The organism is Lysinibacillus capsici (genome assembly GCF_020217405.1).
Lineage (GTDB): Bacteria > Bacillota > Bacilli > Bacillales_A > Planococcaceae > Lysinibacillus > Lysinibacillus capsici.
This window is the reverse complement of sequence record NZ_CP084108.1, coordinates 2,896,918-2,920,112: the sequence shown is the minus strand read 5'-3', so window position 1 is coordinate 2,920,112 and position 23,195 is coordinate 2,896,918. Positions and strand designations below refer to the sequence as shown.

Annotated in this window: 25 protein-coding genes; 22 read left to right on the top strand and 3 right to left on the bottom strand. The window is 39.2% G+C overall.

The genetic code is table 11. The features are described 5' to 3' along the window. Window positions 1-11: 11 nt before the first annotated feature. The 16 genes from LCP48_RS14435 to LCP48_RS14360 all read left to right on the top strand — a co-directional run bounded on the left by LCP48_RS14435 (window position 12) and on the right by LCP48_RS14360 (window position 15,581). The gene (locus LCP48_RS14435) at window positions 12-1,379 is read left to right on the top strand and encodes a cobyrinic acid a,c-diamide synthase CobB (protein ID WP_004231317.1); all 1,368 of its coding nucleotides are present in this window, start codon (window positions 12-14) and stop codon (window positions 1,377-1,379) included. Beyond that, a complete protein-coding gene (locus tag LCP48_RS14430; protein ID WP_004231318.1) occupies window positions 1,372-2,010 on the top strand; it encodes a precorrin-2 dehydrogenase/sirohydrochlorin ferrochelatase family protein in 639 nt (212 codons plus the stop codon). The genes LCP48_RS14435 and LCP48_RS14430 overlap by 8 nt, the downstream gene beginning before the upstream one ends. Then, the gene (cobA, locus tag LCP48_RS14425; protein ID WP_004231320.1) at window positions 2,007-2,774 is read left to right on the top strand and encodes a uroporphyrinogen-III C-methyltransferase; all 768 of its coding nucleotides are present in this window, start codon (window positions 2,007-2,009) and stop codon (window positions 2,772-2,774) included. The genes LCP48_RS14430 and cobA overlap by 4 nt, the downstream gene beginning before the upstream one ends. A gap of 33 nt (window positions 2,775-2,807) precedes the next feature. Further along, window positions 2,808-3,368, top strand: coding sequence for a nitroreductase family protein (locus LCP48_RS14420; protein WP_225340308.1), 561 nt, complete (start codon window positions 2,808-2,810; stop codon window positions 3,366-3,368). Window positions 3,369-3,381: 13 nt separating this feature from the next. After that, on the top strand, window positions 3,382-3,918 hold the full coding sequence (locus LCP48_RS14415) for a cob(I)yrinic acid a,c-diamide adenosyltransferase (RefSeq protein WP_048392354.1): 537 nt from the start codon (window positions 3,382-3,384) through the stop codon (window positions 3,916-3,918). A gap of 132 nt (window positions 3,919-4,050) precedes the next feature. Continuing rightward, a complete protein-coding gene (locus LCP48_RS14410) occupies window positions 4,051-5,550 on the top strand; it encodes a cobyric acid synthase (RefSeq protein ID WP_225340307.1) in 1,500 nt (499 codons plus the stop codon). After that, the gene (locus LCP48_RS14405) at window positions 5,547-6,383 is read left to right on the top strand and encodes a class I SAM-dependent methyltransferase (protein ID WP_004231327.1); all 837 of its coding nucleotides are present in this window, start codon (window positions 5,547-5,549) and stop codon (window positions 6,381-6,383) included. Before LCP48_RS14410 ends, LCP48_RS14405 begins: the two co-directional genes overlap by 4 nt. Window positions 6,384-6,481: 98 nt before the next feature. Continuing rightward, window positions 6,482-7,414, top strand: coding sequence for a ribonuclease Z (rnz, locus tag LCP48_RS14400; protein ID WP_004231330.1), 933 nt, complete (start codon window positions 6,482-6,484; stop codon window positions 7,412-7,414). A gap of 323 nt (window positions 7,415-7,737) precedes the next feature. After that, the gene (locus LCP48_RS14395) at window positions 7,738-9,732 is read left to right on the top strand and encodes a methyl-accepting chemotaxis protein (protein WP_004231332.1); all 1,995 of its coding nucleotides are present in this window, start codon (window positions 7,738-7,740) and stop codon (window positions 9,730-9,732) included. 65 nt (window positions 9,733-9,797) lie between these two features. Beyond that, on the top strand, window positions 9,798-10,028 hold the full coding sequence (locus tag LCP48_RS14390; RefSeq protein ID WP_009370265.1) for a hypothetical protein: 231 nt from the start codon (window positions 9,798-9,800) through the stop codon (window positions 10,026-10,028). Window positions 10,029-10,736: 708 nt separating this feature from the next. Next, on the top strand, window positions 10,737-11,357 hold the full coding sequence (cdaS, locus tag LCP48_RS14385) for a sporulation-specific diadenylate cyclase CdaS (RefSeq protein WP_004231336.1): 621 nt from the start codon (window positions 10,737-10,739) through the stop codon (window positions 11,355-11,357). A 99-nt stretch (window positions 11,358-11,456) separates the two neighbouring features. Next, the gene (locus LCP48_RS14380; RefSeq protein WP_004231341.1) at window positions 11,457-11,900 is read left to right on the top strand and encodes a MarR family winged helix-turn-helix transcriptional regulator; all 444 of its coding nucleotides are present in this window, start codon (window positions 11,457-11,459) and stop codon (window positions 11,898-11,900) included. A gap of 56 nt (window positions 11,901-11,956) precedes the next feature. Then, window positions 11,957-12,898: a ring-cleaving dioxygenase gene (locus tag LCP48_RS14375; protein ID WP_112118364.1), complete on the top strand. Its 942-nt coding sequence runs from the start codon at window positions 11,957-11,959 to the stop codon at window positions 12,896-12,898. A gap of 16 nt (window positions 12,899-12,914) precedes the next feature. Then, a complete protein-coding gene (locus LCP48_RS14370) occupies window positions 12,915-13,970 on the top strand; it encodes an LLM class flavin-dependent oxidoreductase (protein WP_225341043.1) in 1,056 nt (351 codons plus the stop codon). A gap of 13 nt (window positions 13,971-13,983) precedes the next feature. Continuing rightward, a complete protein-coding gene (locus LCP48_RS14365) occupies window positions 13,984-14,550 on the top strand; it encodes an NADPH-dependent FMN reductase (protein WP_225340306.1) in 567 nt (188 codons plus the stop codon). 356 nt (window positions 14,551-14,906) lie between these two features. Further along, window positions 14,907-15,581, top strand: coding sequence for a serine/threonine protein kinase (locus LCP48_RS14360; protein WP_225340305.1), 675 nt, complete (start codon window positions 14,907-14,909; stop codon window positions 15,579-15,581). 86 nt (window positions 15,582-15,667) lie between these two features. On the opposite strand, the gene LCP48_RS14355 is transcribed toward LCP48_RS14360, so the two are convergent. After that, window positions 15,668-16,111 carry a hypothetical protein gene (locus tag LCP48_RS14355; RefSeq protein ID WP_225340304.1) on the bottom strand — a complete coding sequence of 148 codons (444 nt, stop codon included), beginning with the start codon at window positions 16,109-16,111 and terminating at the stop codon, window positions 15,668-15,670. 224 nt (window positions 16,112-16,335) lie between these two features. Here LCP48_RS14355 and LCP48_RS14350 point away from each other — a divergent pair, with 224 nt between their 5' ends. Next, on the top strand, window positions 16,336-16,551 hold the full coding sequence (locus LCP48_RS14350; RefSeq protein WP_004231352.1) for a DUF3955 domain-containing protein: 216 nt from the start codon (window positions 16,336-16,338) through the stop codon (window positions 16,549-16,551). Between the two features lie 379 nt (window positions 16,552-16,930). Next, window positions 16,931-17,209: a YuzB family protein gene (locus LCP48_RS14345; RefSeq protein WP_004231354.1), complete on the top strand. Its 279-nt coding sequence runs from the start codon at window positions 16,931-16,933 to the stop codon at window positions 17,207-17,209. Window positions 17,210-17,258: 49 nt separating this feature from the next. Here LCP48_RS14345 and namA read toward each other — a convergent pair whose 3' ends face one another. Continuing rightward, window positions 17,259-18,269, bottom strand: a complete 1,011-nt coding sequence (gene namA, locus LCP48_RS14340; RefSeq protein ID WP_048392367.1) for an NADPH dehydrogenase NamA — start codon at window positions 18,267-18,269, stop codon at window positions 17,259-17,261. A gap of 48 nt (window positions 18,270-18,317) precedes the next feature. Further along, entirely contained in the window at window positions 18,318-19,121 is an 804-nt protein-coding gene (gene proC / locus LCP48_RS14335) for a pyrroline-5-carboxylate reductase (RefSeq protein ID WP_225340303.1), read from the bottom strand. 347 nt (window positions 19,122-19,468) lie between these two features. On the opposite strand from proC, the gene LCP48_RS14330 reads away from it, so the two are divergent. The 4 genes from LCP48_RS14330 (at window position 19,469) to LCP48_RS14315 (ending at window position 23,009) form a co-directional block, all read left to right on the top strand. Then, window positions 19,469-20,458, top strand: a complete 990-nt coding sequence (locus LCP48_RS14330; RefSeq protein WP_016995064.1) for an MBL fold metallo-hydrolase — start codon at window positions 19,469-19,471, stop codon at window positions 20,456-20,458. An 8-nt stretch (window positions 20,459-20,466) separates the two neighbouring features. Beyond that, window positions 20,467-21,222, top strand: coding sequence for an SDR family NAD(P)-dependent oxidoreductase (locus LCP48_RS14325; protein ID WP_225340302.1), 756 nt, complete (start codon window positions 20,467-20,469; stop codon window positions 21,220-21,222). Window positions 21,223-21,333: 111 nt separating this feature from the next. Beyond that, on the top strand, window positions 21,334-22,128 hold the full coding sequence (locus tag LCP48_RS14320) for a MerR family transcriptional regulator (RefSeq protein WP_004231362.1): 795 nt from the start codon (window positions 21,334-21,336) through the stop codon (window positions 22,126-22,128). A 74-nt stretch (window positions 22,129-22,202) separates the two neighbouring features. Further along, entirely contained in the window at window positions 22,203-23,009 is an 807-nt protein-coding gene (locus LCP48_RS14315; RefSeq protein ID WP_225340301.1) for a CPBP family intramembrane glutamic endopeptidase, read from the top strand. Window positions 23,010-23,195: the final 186 nt, after the last annotated feature.

The following is a 23,195-nucleotide window of genomic DNA, read 5'->3' as shown; positions in this document are numbered from 1 at the left end:
GGAGGAAGTCCATGCAAACAAATCGCTTTGTACTAGCTGGTACAGGTAGTGGGGTAGGCAAAACTACTTTTACCATTGGACTGATGAAAGCACTACAAAACAAAGGAAACGTGGTGCAGGGCTTTAAATGCGGTCCTGATTATATCGATCCAACCTATCATACAGCTGTAACGGGCAGAATATCACGTAATATTGATAGCTGGATGTTTTCACACGAAGCAGTCCGTGATATTGTGGCACGTGCAAGTAGAGATGCAGATGTGTCCATTATTGAAGGGGTGATGGGCTTTTATGACGGTAAAAGCCCTTTATCTGATGCTGGGTCTGCTGCTGATATTAGCGTAGTGACAGAGAGCCCTGTTATTTTAATTGTCAATTGCGCTAGCATGGCACGTAGCGTAGCAGCAGTTGTGAAAGGCTTCCAATTACTATCAGATAAGCCGAATATCGTTGGTGTTATTGCGAACCAGGTTGGTAGTGTTGGTCATTACGAAATTGCGAAGGCAGCTATTGAACAAGAATGCGGCATTCCTGTTATTGGCTACCTAAAGCGTGAGGAAGGGATCGGTATCCCGAGTCGTCATTTAGGGTTAGTACCTGCTATTGAAAGAGGAGAGCTAGATTCATTTTTTGATAAACTAGGGAACCTGATGGCGGAAACGATTGATTTGGATCAATTAATACATTTAACAAAGGCTCCTATCTTGCAAGAATCAGGCCATTTATTTCGGGAGGAGCCTTCACGAAATATTTGTATAGCGGTTGCAAGAGATGCAGCTTTTAATTTTTATTATGAAGAAAACTTGGCTTTGTTACGTGCGAAAGGTGCGACACTACAGTTTTTCTCACCGCTTGCGAATGAGCCTGTACCAGCTGAAGCTGATGGCTTGTATATTGGTGGTGGCTTTCCTGAGGAATTTGCAGAGTCACTTGCTACCAATACAGTCGTTAAAGACTCTATTCGTCAAGTCATTGCGAAAGGTCTTCCAACATTAGCTGAATGTGGAGGCTTTATGTATTTAACAGAGGCCATTACAAATAGTCATGGCGACCGCTATGACATGGTAGGGGTAATTCCTGGAGAAGTGGCGATGCAAACAAAACTAGCAGCACTTGGTTATCGTGAAATTTTTGGCACAGCCGATAATTTCTTAATTGGCGCTGAGGAACAAGCGAAGGGCCATGAGTTCCATTATTCCAAATATAGTGGTTCTCACAATACAGCAGCCTATGAAACGATTGGTCGTTTTGGCAAAAAGAAAGAAGGCTATCAAGAAGGAAATTTAGTGGCTGGCTATACTCATTTCCATTTTGTATCAAACCCAAAGCTAGTTGACAATTGGTTAACAGCTTGTAAGAAGGTGAAAAGTAATGACTAATTATTTTCCTATTCATATCAATCTAGAATATAAAACAGTAGTGATTGTAGGCGGCGGTCACGTGGCAACGCAGAAGGTAGCAACCCTGTTACCAGCAAAGGCAAACATCGTCATTGTCAGTCCAACCTTACATGACACATTACAGTCACTTGCTGCGTCAGGGCAAATTACTTGGAAGCAAAAGGAATTTGAACCGCGTGATTTAGATGACGCCATTCTCATTATCGCTGCAACGAATGTGACAGCAGTTAACGAAGCCGTTCAAGAAGCAGCACAGCATTGGCAATTAATCAACCGAACAGATAAACAAAGTGAAAGTGATTTTATTACGCCTGCTACTGTTCGCCGTGGTCCATTGGTGGTAACTGTTTCGACATCGGGAGCAAGCCCAAGTCTAGCCCGCAAGATTAAAGCAGATTTAGAAGAGCAATTCGATGATGCTTATGATGACTATGTATGCTTTTTACAGCAAGCTCGATTAATGATTGCTGCTAAGTATGATAAAGGTCCACAAAGACGTGCGGCATTACAAGCATTGCTAGAGCCAAACATCCTTGAATGGACACGTCAGGGTGAGATCGATCGACGAGAAGCATATTTACAACAACTATTGATGGGAGCAGCGCAATGAAGGATGGAATCGTATATATCGTGGGAGCAGGTCCTGGCGATCCGAAGCTCATTACTGTGTATGGACTGGAATGTATTCAAAAGGCTGATGTAATTGCTTATGACCGTCTTGTAAATCCTAAATTGCTTGATTTTGCAAAAAAGGATGCGGAGCTCGTTTATTGTGGCAAATTACCTGGGAAGCATCATCTCATTCAAGAGGAAATAAATGCATTGCTCGTTGAAAAAGCACAAGAAGGTAAAATTGTTACACGCCTAAAAGGTGGCGATCCCTTTGTTTTTGGACGTGGCGCAGAGGAAGCTGAAATAGTAAAAAATCATGGCATTGCCTATGAAATCGTTCCGGGGATTACAGCAGGAATTGCAGCTCCTGCATACGCAGGAATTCCAGTTACACATAGAGACTTCGCGACAAGCTTTGCCCTTGTAACTGGACATGGTCGTGAAGAAAAAGGACAAGATTTTTTGAATTGGCCCGCTTTAGCTACGGGTATAGATACCGTTGCCTTTTATATGAGCGTCGGTAATATTGCCTACATTGCTCGCAAATTAATCGAAAATGGTCGGAAGGCAACAACGCCAGTAGCGGTCATTGAGTGGGGAACAACTGCTCAGCAACGCACGATTACAGGGCCGCTAGATGAGATAGCCAGCATCATTGAACGTGAAGGGTACCATAACCCATCTATGATTGTTGTTGGCGAGGTTGTCAATGTACGTGAAAAAATTCAATGGTTTGAAGAGCAAGGACTTACCTTTTCATAATCATTTCTTATAAGCGCACAAGGAGGAAGCACTATGACAGTCATTGAAGCATTAAAAAAACGTCGAGCGATTCGTAATTACACGACACAACCAGTAGAGAAAGAAAAAATTGAGCAAATTTTACAGGCAGCAACCTATGCACCGAATGACCGGATGCGTGAGCCCTGGCATTTTTATGTCATTCAAGATGAAGCCATGAAGCGTTATGAAGAATTGGCAAGTGCTTATTTACAAGAACGTTTTCCCACGAAGCCAAATTTAGTGGAAAGTTCATTAAAGGTTGTACAAACAACCCCTGTAGCCATTGTGGTGACAGCTGACATAGTAGAGGGAGACACAGATGCGACAGAAGATAATATCTTTGCTGTATGTAGTGCCATTATGTCTATGTGGTTGACAGCAGAGGAGCTAGGTCTTGGCTTTGTTTGGCGTACACGTGGTGTTGGCCTCGTACATGATCCTCGTATGCATACGTTTATTGGTGCAAGCGACGCTCAAAAAGTAGTCGGTACAATATTTATTGGCTACCCACAGGAGCAAGAACAAACCGACAAGAAACGAACACCGTTTGCAGAAAAGACAACATGGCTGTAAGGAGGCTATCAGCATGGCAAGAAAAGGCTTGTTTTTAGTATATACAGGTGAAGGTAAGGGCAAAACGACAGCATCTCTTGGTGTTACATTGCGTGCAGTTGGTCGAGGCTTAAATGTGCGTTATCTGCAGTTTATCAAATCCCCAGAACGTACTTATGGAGAGCAAATTGCCCTTCGTAAGCTAGGCGTAGAAATGGAACAGATGGGCATAGGTTTTACATGGACAAAAACACCTGAGGAGCATCGTGCTGCATTAGCCAAGGCTTGGAAAAAAACGAAGGCAGCTCTACAGGATGACAGCATTGATTTATTGGTCTTAGATGAACTGAACAATGCCCTAGCGATCACCAAGTTTCCAATCGATGATGTCCTTCCCCTAGCAGAAGTCATCGAGGCAATCCAACACCGCCCTTCTACAATGCATTTGGTTGTCACAGGACGAAGTGCGAATCCGGCCTTACTAGCAATGGCTGATTTAGTGTCAACCATTGAGGCGACAAAGCATTATTATGATGAAGGAATTCCAGCGGTGAAAGGGCTAGAATTTTAAAGCCTTTTACAATTGCTGGATGAAAAATACCCGCGGAGCGAAGGTAAAAACCCGCGCTTCGCCATAGAATACCCACGAAACGAAGGCAAATACTCGCGCTTCGCCTTAGAATACTTACAGAGGAGAGTGACTATGCCAGCAAAATCAATCATGATTCAAGGAACAGCTTCTGATGTTGGGAAAAGTATGATTTGTACTGCACTATGTCGTATATTTTCAGATGATGGACTGAAGGTAGTCCCATTTAAATCACAAAATATGGCTCTTAATTCATTTGTTACAAAGGATGGCGGTGAAATCGGCCGCGCACAAGGGGTACAGGCAGAGGCGGCTCGTGTTGTTGCAACGACAGATATGAACCCTATCTTGCTGAAACCGAAGCAAGATATGATGTCAGAGGTTATCGTTCATGGTAAGCATTTTTTAAATATGGATGCCAAAAGCTACCGCAATAATTTTGTGCAAGAAGCGATGCCAATCGTAGAAAAATCAGTTCGCACGCTTCAACATACATATGATGTTATTGTCCTAGAGGGCGCTGGTAGCCCAGCAGAAATTAACTTAAAGGATCGCGATATTGCGAATATGCGAATGGCTCATTTAGCAGATGCAGCGGTAGTCCTCGTTGCTGATATTGATCGTGGCGGTGTCTTTGCCTCGATTGTTGGTACACTGGCATTGTTAGATGAGGAAGAACGAGCACGTGTTAAGGGATTAATTATCAATAAGTTTAGAGGCATGCGTGAATTACTGGATGATGGTTTGGCATGGGTGGAGCGCGAAACGGGTATTCCGGTACTTGGTGTGATTCCTTATGTCGATGTCAATATTGAAGCAGAGGATTCTCTTGCATTATCGTCACTACGTTTTAAAAAACCAAAGCCAGGCGAATTTGCTGTAGATGTAGCCATGATTCGTTTACCTCGTATTTCAAACTTCACCGATATTGATCCATTTTTAGATGAGCCTGAGGTGGGTGTACGTTTAATTGGTCATGTCAATGAATTAGGTACACCAGATTTACTCATTCTGCCAGGAACGAAAAGTACAATGGATGATTTAGCTTGGCTAAAAGCACAGGGCTTCGATCAAGCCATCACACATTTACGTGCGTGCGGTACTAAAATTATTGGTATTTGTGGCGGTTTCCAAATGCTTGGTGAAACATTACTTGATCCAGAAGCAGTGGAGGGGAATGGTGAATCTGCAGATGGTCTTGGGCTATTACCGATGGAAACCATTTTTGTAGGCAATAAAAAAACGGTGCAAATGACAGGCGTAAGAGGGCAGGACACATTGACAGGCTATGAAATCCATCTAGGACGTACGAAAATTTTACGTGATGCGGTATCACCGTTTTTACTGTTAGAGGATGGAAGAGAAGATGGTGCGGTTAGTCAAGATGAGCAAGTGATTGGCACGTATTTCCACGGCTTGTTCCATAATCGTACCTTTACCCGTCAACTTGTCAATGAAATACGAGTGAAAAAAGGGCTAACAGCTTTACCAAGTGATGTGAAAAGTGACGCAGAACGAAGAGAAGATGCCTATAATATGTTAGCCGACCATGTTCGAGCAAATCTTGATATGAAAAAAATATATGAAATATTATCTTTAGAGGTATCTATATGACGAGAAAAGGACCGTTAGCCATTAACTATGAGGCATTATGGCAGGAAGGCATGAAGGACTGGCATGGCAATATGCCTGAACGAATGGTGAATGATCAGCTAGAGGAGCAATTTTGGGCGCAATCCGTGGCACGTAAAAAAGTGGGACAAACAGACCCTTATGCTGCATTGATTTTTCAGGAGCTTCAAAAAAAGATTGAACCTGAGCATTCTGTATTAGAAATTGGTCCTGGGTGGGGCAATTACACATTTCCATTAGCTGATAAAGTAAGCAAGCTCACATGTGTGGATAGCTCTAAAAGCATTTTGCATTACTTACAACAATGTATGCCGCAGGAGAAGCACGTTTCCTATATTCATGCAAAGTGGGAAAGTTTAGAGCAAGATGAGATGGAACCACATGATATCGTCTTGGGCGTGAATTGTTTTTACCGAATGTATGAAATTAAAGCAGCTTTATCTCACATGAATCGGCTGGCGAGGAAGCGTGCCATCATTGGGATGACGACAGGGCCCATTCAGCCACACTATGAACAGTTATATGAAAAGTATGGTTATGACATTAAATTTCCCCGCAGAGATTATATCGAGTTTTTGAATCTCCTCTATGAAATGGATATCTACGCGGATTGTCAGATTATCCCGCTCGAACGTGTCTATGAATATGAAAGCTATGAGCAGCTTGTGACAACGCAGAGTAAAAAAATATTAACGACGAATTTCCAGCGAGCCCATGTAGAGGAATCACTACTACCTTTTATTGAAGAAAAGGATGGACGTTATTATTATCGTCATGATTTCCATGCGGCGCTTGTTTCATGGCAACCAAAATAATCAAGAAACCTTTGGAGAAACTGTACACCAAAGGTTTTTCTTATGGGAATGGATAAGGTACAATAAAACGATATAAAGAAGAAGTGAGGTGGCATATGTTGCAGCTACATTTTCTAGGGACAGGCGCAGGCATGCCTTCAAAAGAACGAAATACAAGTGCTCTGATGGTAAAGCTATTAGATGAAGTGAGTGAAATGTGGCTATTTGACTGTGGGGAGGCGACACAGCATCAAATCCTTCATACGTCGTTAAAGCCACGGAAAGTAACGAAAATTTTTATTACACATTTACATGGAGATCATATTTTTGGACTTCCAGGCTTTTTAAGCTCGCGTTCCTTTCAAGGTGGGGATGAGCCGCTAACGATCTTCGGGCCATCTGGCTTACAGCAGTGGATTGAACAAACATTGGCCCTATCAAAAACCCATTTAACATATCCTTTACGCTTTGTAGAGGTACAAGAAGGCATTATTTTTGAGGATGCTCATTTTACAATTTATGCTAAGGAATTACGCCATGTTGTACCTTGCTATGGGTATCGTATCGAACAAAAGGATTTACCAGGCGAATTATTAATCGACAAAGCACAGGCACTTGGTGTTCCAAAGGGACCTTTATTAGGGCAATTAAAAGATGGCCACGATATTGTACTTGAAAATGGAGATGTGGTACATGCGAAAGACGTGGTGGCACCAGCCAAAAAGGGCTTTACATTGTCAGTCTTAGGCGATACAAAATATTGTGAAGAAGCAATCCAATTATCAATGGGTGCTGATATCATTGTGCATGAAGCAACTTTTGATGGTACAACAACAGATTTAGCAGCAAGCTACGGTCATGCAACAAATGTGGAGGCTGCAAAAGTCGCACAGCAAGCTGGTGCACACTACTTATTATTAAATCATTTAAGCGCACGTTTTCTTCCATACGACTTACCTCAATTTTTAGCTGAAGCACAAGGGATTTTTCCGAATACATGCCTAACAGCTGATCAAGCCGTTTATACATGGCAACACAATAAATTATTCTGATATAATTATTAAATAGAAAACATCTATTAGGGGAGATTCCTTTAATAGATGTTTTTAATTTATAGTCCTAAAGATGTGTAGATAATTTTGTTTAAATATTACTGTTTAATCATGAGAATTATGCTTTTTTGCATGCTTCTACTAGTACAAAATAGTTAGTTTTATCCTCCATGCTTTTCTATTTTGAAATTTTTACAAATTAATGACAATTTGAACTTCTTCAAAACTTATTATTTTATATTTAATAAATTGTTAATGAAATATATGGAAGTGATATTGTATGATGAAGTGGAAATAATCGTAATTTTTAGGGGGATCTCATCATGAGAAAGTCAATGAAATGGAAAATGCTTCTGGAGATTATGGGCATTGTGGTGTTCATTATAGCGGCATTTTCTATTTATGTTTATCAAGCTACATATAAAAGTGAAAAAAGCAATGGAGAAGCAATCGCCAACTCCATTGTCATGGGATTGGAAGGAGCGATCCAATCTAGAGAAAAAGCAGAAGAAATTATGGAAAAAGAAATGATTGCGGAATCTGTATTGGCTTCTTACATCATTGACAAAGGTGCTACATATGAGGATTTAAAGGCCATTGCTGAGCGTGGTGGCATCGATGAGATTTGGAGTACAGATGATAAAGGGAATACAACAGTGACATCAGTAGCTCCAACTGTTGATTTTAACTTTGGCGCTGATCCAAACGGACAAGCTGCCGAATATATGCAACTCTTAGATGGAAGAGCGAAAGAAATTGTCCAAAAAGCACAAATTCGCGATGTCGATGATCAATTTTTCAAATTTGTCGGGGTAGGTAGCTGGAATCCAGCAACTCCACAAATTGTACAGGTGGCTCGCCATGGACAGCAGCTACTAGATTTAGAAGCAAGTATCGGCAGTGAATCCTATATCGATCAACTGGACAACTATTTATCCTCAACCGTATTATTCGCCGCTATTGTAGATGAAAAAGGTCAAACCATTGCCGCTACAGCAAAACAAAATTTAGCGGATATTGGTTTTGAGCCAGCCCAATTTTCAGCACAAAAGTCAACTGAATTTTCAGGGCGCTACGATGGCACTCGTGTCACGCAATATGTAAAGCCATTATCAAACGGTACATACTTAGCTATTATTGTATCCAATGCTATTCTCTCGCAAATTTTGGTAGGCACAATTGTAGCTTCATTGATTGTTGTCTGTGTGATTTTCTTCACTACGGGCCTGTCTATTTCGAAGCAAGTTTCGCGTATTTTAAGTGTGCGCAATTCCTTAGAGGAAATCAGTAAAGGTGAAGCAGATTTAACCAAGCGTATTCCAATCCATGCAAAAGATGAGATTGGCCAATTAGTGACATCATTTAATGGGATGATGGATAATTTCCAACAAATTATGTGTGAAATCAAGCAAGGGGCCAATCAAATAAAAGAAGCTACCTATACCATTCAAGAAAATGCTCATGAAACACTTGAATCAGCCGCTATTATCCAAGGCGAATCTAGTCAGGTAGCGCAGGCTTCCTTTGCACAACAGAATAATACGGCAGACAGTGCGCATTCAATGGAGGAATTGGCACGCAGCATTCAATATATTTCGGAATCCATAGCAGAAATTTCGAGTATTTCGCGTAATACCGAGGAAAACGCAGAAAATGGATTACAAATTATGCAGTCCTTACAAAAGCAACTGGTGACTATTCATGAGAAAACAAATTTTGCGGTGATTGGAACACAGGAGCTTGAAAAACTATCTACAATGATTGGGGAATTTACAAATGTGATTACAGGAATTTCTGATCAAACGAATTTACTGGCATTAAATGCATCTATTGAAGCGGCGCGTGCTGGTGAAGCGGGGAAAGGCTTTGCCGTTGTAGCTGAAGAAGTTCGTAAATTAGCTGAAGATTCTAAGAGTGCGGCGGATAGAATCACCCAGGTGGTGATGAATGTCCAAAAGGAAACAGCCAATATTGTAGCAACCATCCAAGCGACAGCAGATGTCTTACATGCAGGACGTGCAATCGTACAAGAAGCACAGCAATCGTTTGAAGGAATTCATAATGATGTACAGGTCTTAGCAACACAAGTGGATTTAGTATCAAGTTCCACTGAGGAAATTGCTGCTAGTACAGAGGAAGTAACAGCTACGATGGAAGATGTTTCGCTCTTGGCTAAGCAGACATCGCAAAATGTTGATGCCGTTGCTCAAAAGGCTAAACATCAAGCCGAAAATATGGAGAACATGACCGCATTTATCGACCAATTAAATACAACAGCGGAAAACCTCCAACTATCAGCAGGCAAATATAAAGTATAAAAGGAAAAATATAGTACGATAAATCACTAGATTCCCGTATAATTGAAAAAAGGGGTGTGGTTTAAATGAATCAACAAAAGATGCCGCCAGCATTATTGCGATTAATCGTCATTTTTCCAAATGTGCTGAGCTATTTACTATTATTCGGTCTAATTATTTTTGTCATGACAAATTATGAAACATTAAAAGCAACAAATAATTTAACTGTGTGGATTATTTTTATTGTCGTGTTAGCACCCGCTGCTGCCTACACGACTTTCAGCATCGTGAAAAAAATTCGGGCAGGGCATATGTAAGAATATTAACGACTTCCTATTCAACATAGTAGGAAGTCGTTTCATATTGTTGAAAAACAAAACCATCAATAGAATTTTTGTGATAGGTGAAAATGGTTTCCGTTGCAGGCTACTTACTTTCCTGTGGGCAAGCGCCGAATCGCTTCCTCCGCTACCGCTCCGTTTAGAGTTTTGCCTGTCTTGTTATCCCACGGGAGTCAAGTAGCCCTCCACTCCACCCCACAAAAGTGTTATCTTTTTAGCAAAGGTTTTCAAATAAAGTGAAGGTTTATGAAGAGGTGTTGTCACGCATCACTTTTCTACATTAAAAATAAAAACCTTTCCTTTTTCTAATCATGCAAATCATGGGCTATTTTGATCGCTACCGCTAGTATGAAAAATAAGGAAAAAACACTTTTGCAGAATGGGTGATTGGAGTGGAGCCAGCGTCACTCCTAGGGGATTTAGCGTCACAGAGGAGACCCTAAAGCGAACAGAATTGAGTGAAGCGGCTCATCGGACGCCCCCTGGAAAGGACGCTGGCGGAACGGAAATCAACCTCTTGCCTTGCAAAGTTGCTTTTTCTGCCGTTGACATCATCTTTTTGCAACAACATGTAACGACTTCCTATTCAACATAATAGGAAGTCGTTTTGCTTAAAAGAGAATAAAAAACATATAGAGAGAAAAACTATCGTAAACAGTGATGAAATAAAGAGGTGTGTATCATATGGATCCAACAAATTGTGATTTTTCACCAATGAAAGAAACTTTAAAAGATGAGCTTCTCGAAGTGATCATGTCCTTACAACAGAGTGTGCAGGAAATGGATACCGATGCAAATTGTCTCCTCGGTAATTTTGAGAAAATTAAAGAGAAGTTTATGACAATTGAAATGAAAGCTGCAACGTTCTATTTAAATTGTTATCTTTCCCCGTTTACTGAAAAGTATCCAGAGTTATCACACAGTGTGCAAAATATGTCTTTGAGAAGACATGGTGGTTTAATTGTTATTCAAAGACAGGATTCTTTAGAGAATCTAATTCAGCCTGGTATTCATATTGGTGCGGATTTAACCCATTCTTTATTAGAATCGATTTTCTTCCCTGGTAATCCACTTCATGATGGAGCGGTACTTGTCTATCAAAATCAAATTGAGTCAGCTGCCAATGTACTGCCATTGTCAGAGCGGTATACAGGGGAAAAGAAATTAGGAACAAGACATCGTGCAGCGCTGGGATTGAGTGAGCTAAGTGATGCACTTGTAATGGTTGTATCAGAAGAAACGGGTAGAATTTCTTTTGCTCTTAAGGGCAATTTATATCCTGTTACAACACCTGGCATCATATAGGGAGTCTCCCTATGTTAGAAAATATCTTGAATTCAAGATATTTTTCTTGCGGAAGTATCACTTGCATGGTAAAGTGATAACTGAAGGGAGGGTGAAGTCATGAGAAATCATACACTAGGCACCTTAACATGGATTCGGATGATGCGCTTTACAACGCAAAGTAATCAGTTATCGAATGAATTTTTAAAACGTTTCGACTTAACGACAGCACAATTTGATGTGTTAATCCAGATCAAAACATATGCCCCGATTACACAGTCTCAATTAGCAGAAAAAGTAACTGTAACACAAGGTGGCATGTCCCGCATGCTTGCCCGACTGGAAAAAGAGGGACTAATCGAGCGTAAACAAAATTGGAAGACGAAAACCATCTCATTGACATCAAAAGGGGAGCAAATGATTGATGCAGCAACACCTAGTCAACTTCACTTCCAGTCTTCGTTTTTTGAAGAAGTATTAACAGCTGAGGAAATTAAATCTTTATATATTGCGATGACAAAGCTTGAAAAACATAGCCGAGAAAAAAAATTGCCGCCTGTGTAATTTTTTTTGTAAAATCACTTGCCTAGTCAAGTGAAAATAATAAGGAGGAACAATTAATGAACAAATTAAGCGGACACCATCATATATCTATGTTAACGAAAAATGGTAAACAGAATAATCACTTCTACACAACTATTTTAGGGTTACGACGTGTGAAAAAAACGGTGAATCAAGACTCCCCTTCCATGTATCACTTATTTTATGGAGACTTAACAGGAGCAGCAGGTACAGAATTAACATTTTTTGAAATGCCTGTTGCAGGGCGTACAGTGCGAGGGACGAATGCTATTACACGTATTGGCTTACTTGTACCTAGCTTCGAAAGCCTACTATATTGGAAAGAACGCTTTCAGCAGCTAGAGGTTAAACATAGCGATATCACTACTTATGCAGGCAAAGAGGCTTTATTTTTTGAAGATCATGAAGGTTTACGGATGGTATTGTTAAACCACCAAGGACAAGAAACGCCTGCTCAATGGCAACCATGGGATGGAAATGATATACCGCAGGAACATCGTATTTTAGGCATGGGGACTATTGAAATCACTGTGCGATATTTATCAAGAACGGTCAATTTATTACAAGATTTATTTCACTATACAGTTATTGCAGAAAAGGACAAAGAAACGATTCTACAATCGATAGAAGGGGAAGTGCTTGGCGAGATTGTTGTCAAAGAATTAGAAGGACCAAGCGAGAAACCTGGTAAAGGCAGTATTCACCATCTTGCGTTACGTGTTGCAACCGTTGAAGAATTACAGCAATGGGATACCAAAATTAAGGAGCTTGGATTGGATAGTACTGGTGTGGTTGATCGTTATTATTTCCAAAGTCTATATTTTAGAGATCGTAACGGTATTTTATTTGAAATGGCGACAGATGGGCCAGGGTTTACGGTAGATTCAGCAGTCGAAGAACTTGGCAAAGAGTTAGACCTCCCGCCATTTTTAGAAGAGAGACGTTCAGAAATTGAAGCTATTTTAGAACCGCTAGAATAAGGAGAGATAACACATGATGGAAAAATATCGTATTGATCAAGCACAAGGACTCGAATTCGGACTGTACTCTTTAGGTGATCATATCCCTAATCCACTAACAGGCGAGCGTATTTCTGCTCAACAACGACTAAAAGAGCTAGTCGAGGCAAGTCAATTAGCAGAGCAAGCTGGAATTGATGTATTTGGCATAGGTGAAAGTCATCAGTCTTATTTTACAACACAGGCACATACGGTCGTGTTAGGTGCTATCGCACAAGCAACTTCGACTATTAAATTGTCTAGCTCCGCAACCGTATTAAGTGTTTCAGACCCTGTACGAGTATATGAGGATTTTGCCACAATTGATTTATTATCAAATGGTCGTGCAGAAATAGTAGCGGGACGTGGTTCACGTGTAGGTGCCTATCACTTACTAGGTGTTGATTTACAAGATTATGAAGAAATCTTTGAGGAAAAATTAGAGCTTCTTATGAAAATCAATGACGAGGAGCTTGTGACTTGGGAAGGGCAATTTAGAGCACCTCTCCATCATGCACAAATTTTACCGCAGCCAAAAAACGGCTCGTTGCCAATATGGCGTGCGGTGGGTGGACCACCTGCCAGCGCCATTAAAGCAGGATATATGGGCATTCCGATGATGCTTACAACATTAGGTGGACCTGCTATCAACTTTAAACCATCAGTGGATGCCTATCGCGAAGCGGCAGACCGCAAAGGCTTTGACCCAAATGAATTACCTATTGCCACAACAAGCTTGTTTTATGTAGCAGACACAACAAAAGAGGCATTACAGGGCATGTATCCACATTTAAATGGTGGTTTCCAAGCTATTCGTGGTGGGGGCTATCCAAAGCAACAATTTGCACAAGCGCCTGATACACGTGATGCTTTAATGGTGGGCAGTAAAGAGCAAATTATTGAAAAACTACTTTATCAGTACGAACTATATGGCATGCAACGCTTTATGGCACAAATCGATTTTGGTGGCGTACCATTCGAAAAAGTGATGAAAAACATAGAAATCATTGGCAATGATATTATGCCAGCGATAAAAAAACATACAGCAAAATAAGGAGTGGCTCATTATGAAAATTGTCGCACTTGCGGGTTCTCTTGTCGGCTCAAAAACAAGAACAGCTACGCAAAAAATGGTCGAGATGTTACAAGAAAAATACCCACAGCATGAAGTAACATTACTAGATCTTGCTGACTATCAGCTAGTTTTTAGTGATGGACGTAATTACTTTGAATATGAAGGTGATACAAAATATGTGACGGAAACCATTATGGCTGCAGATGCGATTGTTATTGGGACGCCAACATTCCAAGCATCTATACCAGCTACATTAAAAAACATCTTTGACCTTTTACCTGTCAATGCCTTCCGCGATAAAGTTGTCGGTGTCATTGTTACAGCGGGTACATCCAAGCATTATTTAATGGTGGAACAGCAACTAAAGCCGATCCTTGCTTATATGAAAGCGCACATCGTACCGACCTATGTATTTATAGAAGAAAAGGATTTTTTACGTAAAGAAATTGTCAATGATGATGTCCTTTTTCGTTTAGAACGGTTAGCAGAGGATACCGTGATGGTTACAGAGGCTTTTGCAGAAATTCGAGCCAAAAAAGATGCTGAATATGATTTTTAAAGATTAATAGAAGAAACGCTGTGAAAGTAGCATGACACAGCGTTTCTTTTTGTGTCAAGGCTAGCTATAAGTAGGTGATAATCAGGATAAAAATAAAACCCAAATCACTTTGAGTTTTTAATAAAGGTGGTTAAGGGTAAATGAAGGATAGAACTGGTTCTTCTGTAGCTAACAAAGCCGTATACTTTCATATGGAGAAATGGATATAGAAACTTCTAGTAGTTCCCAACGTTTTAAAATTAAAGAGTACGTGTAGGAAACTTGAGATTTGAATATTGTTAGGGGCGATATAGAATCCCTACTAAAGTAATTAGATAGTGTAGTATACTTCAATGCAAATGATGGGAGAGATGGAAATGGAAAACGATTGGGATAAAGCTATAGGTTCTCTTTCTAAAATAAACGTTTATTCAAATCCAAATAACGAGCCGGTTACCATAAGTGGTGAAGCTGATGATTTGAAATGTATAGGTGTTGGGACAGATGCGGCTGTTTTTCAAGCTCTTTCCGCCCCAGCGTATGCATTTAAACTATATGCCAAAGACAAAGTGCACAAAGTAAAAGTTGAAGCAAATGTGTATCAATTACTTGGAGATTCACCTTTCTTTTCAACATGCTTTGCTTCACATGACGAATACCTTGTTTTAAGTTACGAAGAAGGAAAAACGCTTTTTGATTGCATTCTACAAGGTATTCATATTCCAAAACAGGTTATAAATGAAGTGGAGGATGCAAGAGAATATGTTCGGAAGAAGGGCCTTAACCCTCGTGATATTCATTTGAAAAATATTTTGCTACAGAAAGGAAGGGCAAAAATAATTGATGTCTCTGAGTACACACTACAGGGTAATGATCATCGATGGGAGCATTTAAAAAAAGGATATGAGCAATACTATCATTTAATTGATGGAAATTCTGTGCCGTTTTGGTTAGTAGAAACAATACGAAAGTGGTATAACCAACGTGGAAAGAATACTTCATACGAAGAGTTTACAAAAAATATTTTAAAGTTTCTATTAAAAAATAATTGAACTTACGGGAGCTACCTTTTACGAGATGCTTTAATAGAAATAAAGAAAACAGACAACAAAATTTCATTGACTGTTTTAAAAACTACTTATTCGCTTATAATAGTGGGTTTATCGAATGAGACAATATCAATAATATGGTCTAAACAAACAATCTGATAATGGAATAGCTCCTTGTAGGAATAGATATCGAGAGCTATAGTTCCTTTACTTATAAAATCTAAATAAGTTGATTTTGTAAAAAGACGTACTAAGTTACCCAAGAAATCATCTTCTTGATTGACAAAATGAAATGATTCGTCAAAAACAGTATAGGCTACATATGAATCGAATTCTATATGTATGACCGGTAATGTCTTATCAATTTCAATAGGATAGACATCATTTATAGTATATTCCTCAAAACTTATATCCTCGCTTTCGGCGCTGACGGAAGCTCTAGAAATAGAAACTCTCAAAGAGTTTGTCCCTGGCTCTACTATATTATCTAAAAACAAATAACCTTTCCATTGCATTAAATCTTCATAGTTCATACAAATCACCCTTCCATATTATCACTTGAGATTATGGTCATTTTATAGTTAGAATTTCAAAATGTCAATTTTGAGATTGGTTGAATTAGAATAAAAATTTATTGATTATCAATAAAAAATGATTGACTTGGAATATATTTTGGATTTATGATTGTTACGGCGAGTTGTAGAAAGCTGCCGTGTAGGAATTAAACATAAAAATATTTAGGAGAGAAGAAAAAGTTATGAAAAAATATATTTTTGCATTAATGCCAATCATATTAGGCGTACTTAGTTTTTTAATCTTTATGGTGAAAGGGAGTAATGTAGCACCTGATGGTACATTAGAAGAACCATTCTTTCTTATTCCAACAGGATTTTTATTGTTATTTATTGGATTTATATGTGTAGTAGGGGTGGCGTTAAAATCGGTTATTAAAAAGACACAATACGTTAAATAAGAGATAAAACAACCAGGTCATACATAAGAGGCTTGGTTGTTTTTAATATTTACTTTATAAAAGCACTACATTTGTGTGGGAGTTTTGTTTACACGATGTATGGATCAGACTGATGATTTGATTGAACAACATAAATAGCTATTTTAGTTGACTGCAAAATTGTACTTGAAGGTTTTGCATGATAAGTTTGTAACTACCTTTTTTCAAGGCGATCATCTTCGTTTAATGGTTGTACATTAATTTCATAAGAAAAACTTATGTTGATTGAGCTGAAAGATTAATAGTATTTTAGGATAATCATTTTGCTTAACGCTACAGTTTTCATGAAGTTTATGGAATTGTGGTATGATTATTTTTAGAGAGTAGGGGGTCAATAAACATGGTATTTTCTCTTTTTAAAAAAAAGAAGGAACCACAGCAGCTAAAAAATAGAGTGGAGTTTTGTATCACTAATTTAGCACTTGGTGCGGCAGATGCGTATGATGTATTAGTAGAACGAGAAGATATTGAGATAGAGGAATCTGGTTGTACATCCCATTGTGAAATCTGTGAGCAAGGTATTTTTGCGATAGTAAATGGGGAAGTTGTGACAGCAGATGACGCGGAGACATTGGTACAGGCTATTGATGAAGAATTAAAACAAAATCCACTTTTCTAATGAAAAAACAGCTTGCTGGAGCACAAGCTGTTTTTTGATGGAAATGTAATTACCAACCACGGACGTATTGTACGGGAGGCTGCACGTCTTCTCCTAGCTCTTTAGCTGCATGTAGTGCCCAGTAAGGGTCTCGTAATAAAACACGCGCTAAGAATATTAAATCTGCACGATTATTTTGGAGTATCTCTTCGGCTTGAATGGCTGTGGTAATAAGACCAACTGCACCAGTAGGAATATCAGCCCCATGCTTAATCGCTTCTGCATGTGGTACCTGATAGCCTGGAAAGACATTGATGGCTGCTGGTACAACGCCCCCTGTTGACACATCAACTAAATCAACACCCTGAGATTTCATCCAGCGGCTAAAAACAATAAAGTCATCCATTGTTGTACCATCTTCCGCATAATCTTCCGCAGAGACACGTACCAATAAAGGACCATCCCATACACTGCGAACAGCATCGATGACTTGACGTAGAATGCGATATCGATTTTCCTGTGAGCCCCCATATTGATCTTGACGTTTATTCGTAGCAGGTGATAAAAACTCGCTAATTAAATAGCCATGTGCGCCATGAATTTCTAGTACATCAAAGCCAGCCTTTGCGGCACGAATAGCTGCTTGTTTAAATGCCTCGATGACATAGTGAATGTCCTCTTCTGTCATTTCTGTTGGTGTTTTATAGTCTGAACTAAAGGCAATAGCTGATGGAGCAAAAATTTCGCCATCTACTGTTGCTTTGCGACCAGCATGTGCAAGCTGGATGCCTGTTTTAGCGCCGTACGCTTTCATCCCCTCAACTAATTGACTTAATCCTTCAATATGTGCATCATCCCAAATCCCTAAATCCTTATTTGAGATACGACCTTCTGGCACAACACCAGTAGCTTCTAAAATGATTAAGCCTACTTGACCAGCTGCACGTGTTGCATAATGGACGAAATGAAAGGGTGTTACCATGCCATCGTCTTGTGCTGAGTACATGCACATAGGTGCCATCACAACACGGTTTTTTAAGGTGATAGATTGCAATGTATAGGGTTCGAATAATTTACTCAAAATAAAGCCTCCTAATTCCTAGTGATACACTCTATTTTGCACATAATGCTACCCATTTGCAAGTGAACGAGATCGTGCCTCGGCTTCTTTAATGCAAGCTTCGATGGCTTCATTAAATTGATATTGCTCTAATGCCTGTATCCCTGCCTCCGTCGTGCCACCAGGACTCGTCACCTTTTTGCGTAAGACATCTGGTTCATCTAATGACTGCTTGAGCATCTCAGCTGTCCCCGCAAGTGTTTGAGTCATTAGCAAGCGCACCGTATCTTTCGATAAGCCTACCTTCGTCCCTACTCGTTCAAATGCTTCCATTAAATAATAGATATAGGCTGGGCCGCTACCTGAAAGGGCTGTGACAGCATGTAACTGATCCTCATCGACTTCAATAACGGAGCCAACAGCTTCTAATAACTGGAGGAATAGGATACGCTGGTCTGCAGATACCTCGTTATTGAATGCAATGCCACTTGCTGACATGCCGATTGTAGCGGAAGTATTCGGCATCACCCTTGCTACTGGGCGACTCCCTAAAAATTCTGTAATCGTATCAATCGCAATGCCTGCTAAAATAGATAGTACAGCAGTGTGCGCTGTAAGTTTAGGCTTTAAATCACACATAGCAGCAATAGCATCTTTTGGCTTCATCGCTAAGATAATCAGATCTGCCTGTTCAAAAATCGCATGATCAAACACACAATGGACACCATATGTTTCATGTAAGAAATGTAAGCGTTCTTTGTCAGAGCGATTGGTGACATAAATTTCCTGTGGTGTGAACACCTTTTGTTTAATCCAGCCTTGCATCAATGCTTCCGCCATTGAGCCTGCACCGATAAATAAAATTTTTTTCATGAACAAAACCTCCAGTTCAAAATAAAAAAGCGCTCTCGTCCTTATCTAGAAGGACGAAAACGCTCTCGTTTCCGCGGTACCACCTTTGTTTGCCAATTGTTGGCACAACTCTTAGCCCTCTTATCGCAAGGGAAACGGTTATGTTTGCATAACTGCTCAGAAGTAGGTTCGGTAATGGGAGCGGGTGATGTTACTCTCAGCAAATGTAACACTCTCTAACACCTTCACCAGATACGTACTCGTCTTCTTCAACGCACATAAATAATTAGATTATTCAAAATTATAGTGAGGAATAGGCAACCTGTCAACAGGAGGATGACGAAAACAGAAAAAACTTGTAAAATAGAATGAATCAGTATTCACAAGTGCGTGAAAAGGGGGAGACAACTTTGTCTATATACAAAATAGAAATACCAACACCCTATGCAGTAGGAGATGTCAATGCATTTATTGTAAAAGGCGATGCACTTAGCATTTTTGATGTTGGCCCAAAAACAATGGAAGCCTATGATGCTTTAAAATGGGGGATTCGAGCAGCAGGCTTTGACATGCAAGATATTGAACAGGTTGTGTTAACCCATCATCATCCAGATCATGCGGGATGGGTCGATGCTTTTCCATATGCAGAAATTTTAGGGCATGCCTATAATGACAAATGGCTTCGTCATGATGAAGACTTTTTACGCTATCATGAACAATTTTACAGTGAACGTTTATTGGAGCATGGGGTACCACAAGAATATATTGCAAAAAGTGTCCATGTTCGTCGTGAATTGGAGCTTGTAGGGGAACGCCCATTAACGCAAATTTTGGAAGATGGAGATGAAGTTCCTGGGCATCCAGGATTAAAGGCAATCGAAACATTAGGTCACGCACAAAGTCACTTCATTTTTTGGGATGAAAAAACTCATCATGTGATTGGTGGAGATTTATTGCTTGAAAAAATAACACCCAATCCATTAATAGAGCCACCATTGGATCGTACTGTAGGACGTACAAAATCTTTACTACAATATAATGCATCCCTTGAAATTCTACGTCAATTACCTGTCAAAATGATGCATACAGGGCATGGAGCAGAGCTAGAGGATATTCCGTTGTTAATTGATAAACGATTAGAGCGACAGCACCAACAATCAATGAAGGTTTTTGAATTATTAGGCGATGATCAATTAACAGTTGTCCAAGTAACAAAACGCTTGTATCCGGCTATCTTCCAGCATCAGCTTGGTTTAACTTTATCTAAAACACTTGGTCATTTAGATTACCTAGAGGCCAATGAGTATATTACGTCAACAAAGACAGAAGCAGGTATCTATTTATTTCAAAGGAAGTAGGTTTATACATGAAACATCCTAACAAAACAATCTTTGTGACAGGAGCTACAAGTGGGGTTGGCTTAAAAATAACTGAATTACTAGTAGCTCAAGGGCATACCGTTTATGCCACAGGTCGCAATGCCGTTGCATTAAAGGTGCTAGAGCGTTTAGGTGCTCAAGTGATCCAAGCGGATTTAACCAATTTACATACACTTGATGATGTTTGTGCGCAGCTACCACCGATTGATGTAGCGATTCTTTCAGCAGGTGTAGGGAAGTTTGCTGTAGCCCCTGCTTTACAGGATGAGGATATTGCGCAAATGATTGAATTAAATGTTAGTGTACCGATTTATCTTGCCAAACGATTAGCCGCTAAGATGATAGAGCGCAAACAGGGCCATTTAATATTCATTGGTTCTCAGGCTGGGAAGGTGGCCACACCAAAAGCGAGTGTGTATGCTGCGACGAAACATGCTATTGTCGGTTTTACCAATGGGTTGCGTATGGAATTGGCTCCGTACAATGTAAAAGTGACAGCCATCCATCCTGGTCCCATTGATACACCATTTTTAGATAAAGCCAATGATACAAGTGGCTACCGAGAATCCTTAGGGCGCTTTTTATTGTCAGCGGAGGAAGTAGCTCAAGAGACAGTGAAAACGATTGATCGTCCTGTTCGTGAGATTAATCTACCTAGAATTATGGGATTATCAAGTAAATTGTATGCATTAGCCCCTGCAACCATTGAATGGTTAGGCAAATCATTTTTCCATAAGAAATAACAATATTTGAAACTGTAAACATGCTTCACGTGCATGTCTACGGTTTTTTCATATTTACATATATTTATAGCTATAGTAGTAAAGAGGAAGAGAGTTGAAAAGGAGACTTAGATGTATACAATTGGTCAAGTTGCAAAATTTTTAGGAGTTTCTAGAGATACCTTAAAATTTTATGAAGAAAAAGGATTAGTAAAGCCCCAGCAAAATAGTGAAAATGGGTATAGAACATACAATCATTTTGATATATACGATATCACAACAATCAATTTTTATAGAGAAATTGATTTTGAAATCAAAAAGATTCAGGAATTGAGAAAAGGCAAGAGTATAGAGGGCATCCAATCATTGTTAGTAGAAAAAGAACAAGTAATGTTAGAGGAAATAGCTTATAAAAAGCTACAATTAAAAAAGCTCCAGCTTGTAAAAGAGGATTGTCAAAAAATTAGCCAATATCTAGGCACGTATACTATAAAGGAAATGAAACCATTAGAAATAATGGGCGTAATAGATCATTATACAGCCTATGATGAATATGATTCGTTAAAAGAAAATGCAGACAGTATAAAGAAAGCGGTAATTCTTACTTCTTTAAGAAGAGTTATTAGATTCGATGATAGCGGAATGCTCGAAAATAAATTTATGGTTGTCAGGAAAGTAGAAAATAGCGATCATCCAATTAAAGGTGAAGTTTTAGCGCATCCCAAATGTCTTTATACAGTTATTGAAGATGGGCGCTGGTCAACAGGTGGCAAAAATACAGACAATAAAGTAGAGGCTAGTATAAGAAAAGTAGCTAAGGAAAATGGCTATGAGCTTTTAGGGCTTGTTTATATCAACTTATTGCTTACCACTTATGAAGAAGGGCTTGAACGTATTTTTTTAGAAATGTATGTACCGATAAAATAATGGCAAAATGGGTTTGACCTGTGAGCAACCCCTAGGTTTATGCTGAAGATATTCAGATGAAATGGGGGATCTACTTGCGTAGAAAAAAGAAATTAAAAAAACCAGTAGCAAGCTTTATTATTTTAACCAATATTATTTTTTGGCCACTTTTCTGTGTTGTAGGAGCCGTCAAGCTATTAGGCTATCCTACTTGGCTATTTGATACCGTACGCTGTCTATCGGCTTGGTCATCCACCTTTGCCTTTGCGTTACTATTTCCAAGAATCTATCCTGGGCAACGTTTTATCCACTTTGTCAAACAAAAATTCAAAAACAAATTGTCACTTTCAGTAATTGTTTTAATCGTGATGATACAAACAGCTATCTTTCTCATGATCTTGTTTCAAATCATGAATAATTATGAAGAAAACCCTATTTTTACGCTGTCTTCATGGGGCATGCTCAGTTTTTATTTTGTTAAAACGCTTTTGTCAGGACCACTGGGTGAGGAGTTAGGATGGAGGGGCTTTGCACTGCTGGAGCTGCAAAAGAAATATTCGCCATTAATAGCTTCAATTATCATAGGCTTTTGGTGGGGAATGTGGCATTTACCGATATGGCTTACAACAGGGTTTATGGGAATGGATTTGATCAAATATAGCTTCTTCTTTATGTTAACAATTATAGCTACGACCATCATCATGACAGTATTTTATACGATCAATCAGAATTTAATCATTCCTATTATTATTCATCAGCTCTTTAATTTTTTTATCGGCTCCATTAATGGAAACCTAATTGATTTAATTATGTATAATGCCATTTTATATTCGGCGGTGGCCGTTCTACTTATTTTGATTTATCCTAAAAAAGTATTGTATAGGATACAATCAGCCAAGTAACTAGAAAGAATCCAGTTTGTATCATGGATTCTTTTTTTTCGTCCGTTGCTAAATTTATATAGTATACATTTATATAGATAGTAAAAAAACGTTTTTTCGAGTGAATTGACATGGAATTCTTTCCAACCTTATACAAGGAACGACTTACTTGTGACAATAAAAATAAAAGTCTATGAATTTATAAAA

Coding starts and splice junctions, on each gene's coding strand:
- LCP48_RS14435 (WP_004231317.1), top strand. CDS start 12: ATGCAAACAAATCGCTTTGTACTAGCTGGTACAGGTAGTGGGGTAGGC.
- LCP48_RS14430 (WP_004231318.1), top strand. CDS start 1,372: ATGACTAATTATTTTCCTATTCATATCAATCTAGAATATAAAACAGTA.
- cobA (WP_004231320.1), top strand. CDS start 2,007: ATGAAGGATGGAATCGTATATATCGTGGGAGCAGGTCCTGGCGATCCG.
- LCP48_RS14420 (WP_225340308.1), top strand. CDS start 2,808: ATGACAGTCATTGAAGCATTAAAAAAACGTCGAGCGATTCGTAATTAC.
- LCP48_RS14415 (WP_048392354.1), top strand. CDS start 3,382: ATGGCAAGAAAAGGCTTGTTTTTAGTATATACAGGTGAAGGTAAGGGC.
- LCP48_RS14410 (WP_225340307.1), top strand. CDS start 4,051: ATGCCAGCAAAATCAATCATGATTCAAGGAACAGCTTCTGATGTTGGG.
- LCP48_RS14405 (WP_004231327.1), top strand. CDS start 5,547: ATGACGAGAAAAGGACCGTTAGCCATTAACTATGAGGCATTATGGCAG.
- LCP48_RS14395 (WP_004231332.1), top strand. CDS start 7,738: ATGAGAAAGTCAATGAAATGGAAAATGCTTCTGGAGATTATGGGCATT.
- LCP48_RS14390 (WP_009370265.1), top strand. CDS start 9,798: ATGAATCAACAAAAGATGCCGCCAGCATTATTGCGATTAATCGTCATT.
- cdaS (WP_004231336.1), top strand. CDS start 10,737: ATGGATCCAACAAATTGTGATTTTTCACCAATGAAAGAAACTTTAAAA.
- LCP48_RS14380 (WP_004231341.1), top strand. CDS start 11,457: ATGAGAAATCATACACTAGGCACCTTAACATGGATTCGGATGATGCGC.
- LCP48_RS14375 (WP_112118364.1), top strand. CDS start 11,957: ATGAACAAATTAAGCGGACACCATCATATATCTATGTTAACGAAAAAT.
- LCP48_RS14370 (WP_225341043.1), top strand. CDS start 12,915: ATGGAAAAATATCGTATTGATCAAGCACAAGGACTCGAATTCGGACTG.
- LCP48_RS14365 (WP_225340306.1), top strand. CDS start 13,984: ATGAAAATTGTCGCACTTGCGGGTTCTCTTGTCGGCTCAAAAACAAGA.
- LCP48_RS14360 (WP_225340305.1), top strand. CDS start 14,907: ATGGAAAACGATTGGGATAAAGCTATAGGTTCTCTTTCTAAAATAAAC.
- LCP48_RS14355 (WP_225340304.1), bottom strand. CDS start 16,111: ATGAACTATGAAGATTTAATGCAATGGAAAGGTTATTTGTTTTTAGAT.
- LCP48_RS14350 (WP_004231352.1), top strand. CDS start 16,336: ATGAAAAAATATATTTTTGCATTAATGCCAATCATATTAGGCGTACTT.
- LCP48_RS14345 (WP_004231354.1), top strand. CDS start 16,931: ATGGTATTTTCTCTTTTTAAAAAAAAGAAGGAACCACAGCAGCTAAAA.
- proC (WP_225340303.1), bottom strand. CDS start 19,121: ATGAAAAAAATTTTATTTATCGGTGCAGGCTCAATGGCGGAAGCATTG.
- LCP48_RS14330 (WP_016995064.1), top strand. CDS start 19,469: ATGAATCAGTATTCACAAGTGCGTGAAAAGGGGGAGACAACTTTGTCT.
- LCP48_RS14325 (WP_225340302.1), top strand. CDS start 20,467: ATGAAACATCCTAACAAAACAATCTTTGTGACAGGAGCTACAAGTGGG.
- LCP48_RS14320 (WP_004231362.1), top strand. CDS start 21,334: ATGTATACAATTGGTCAAGTTGCAAAATTTTTAGGAGTTTCTAGAGAT.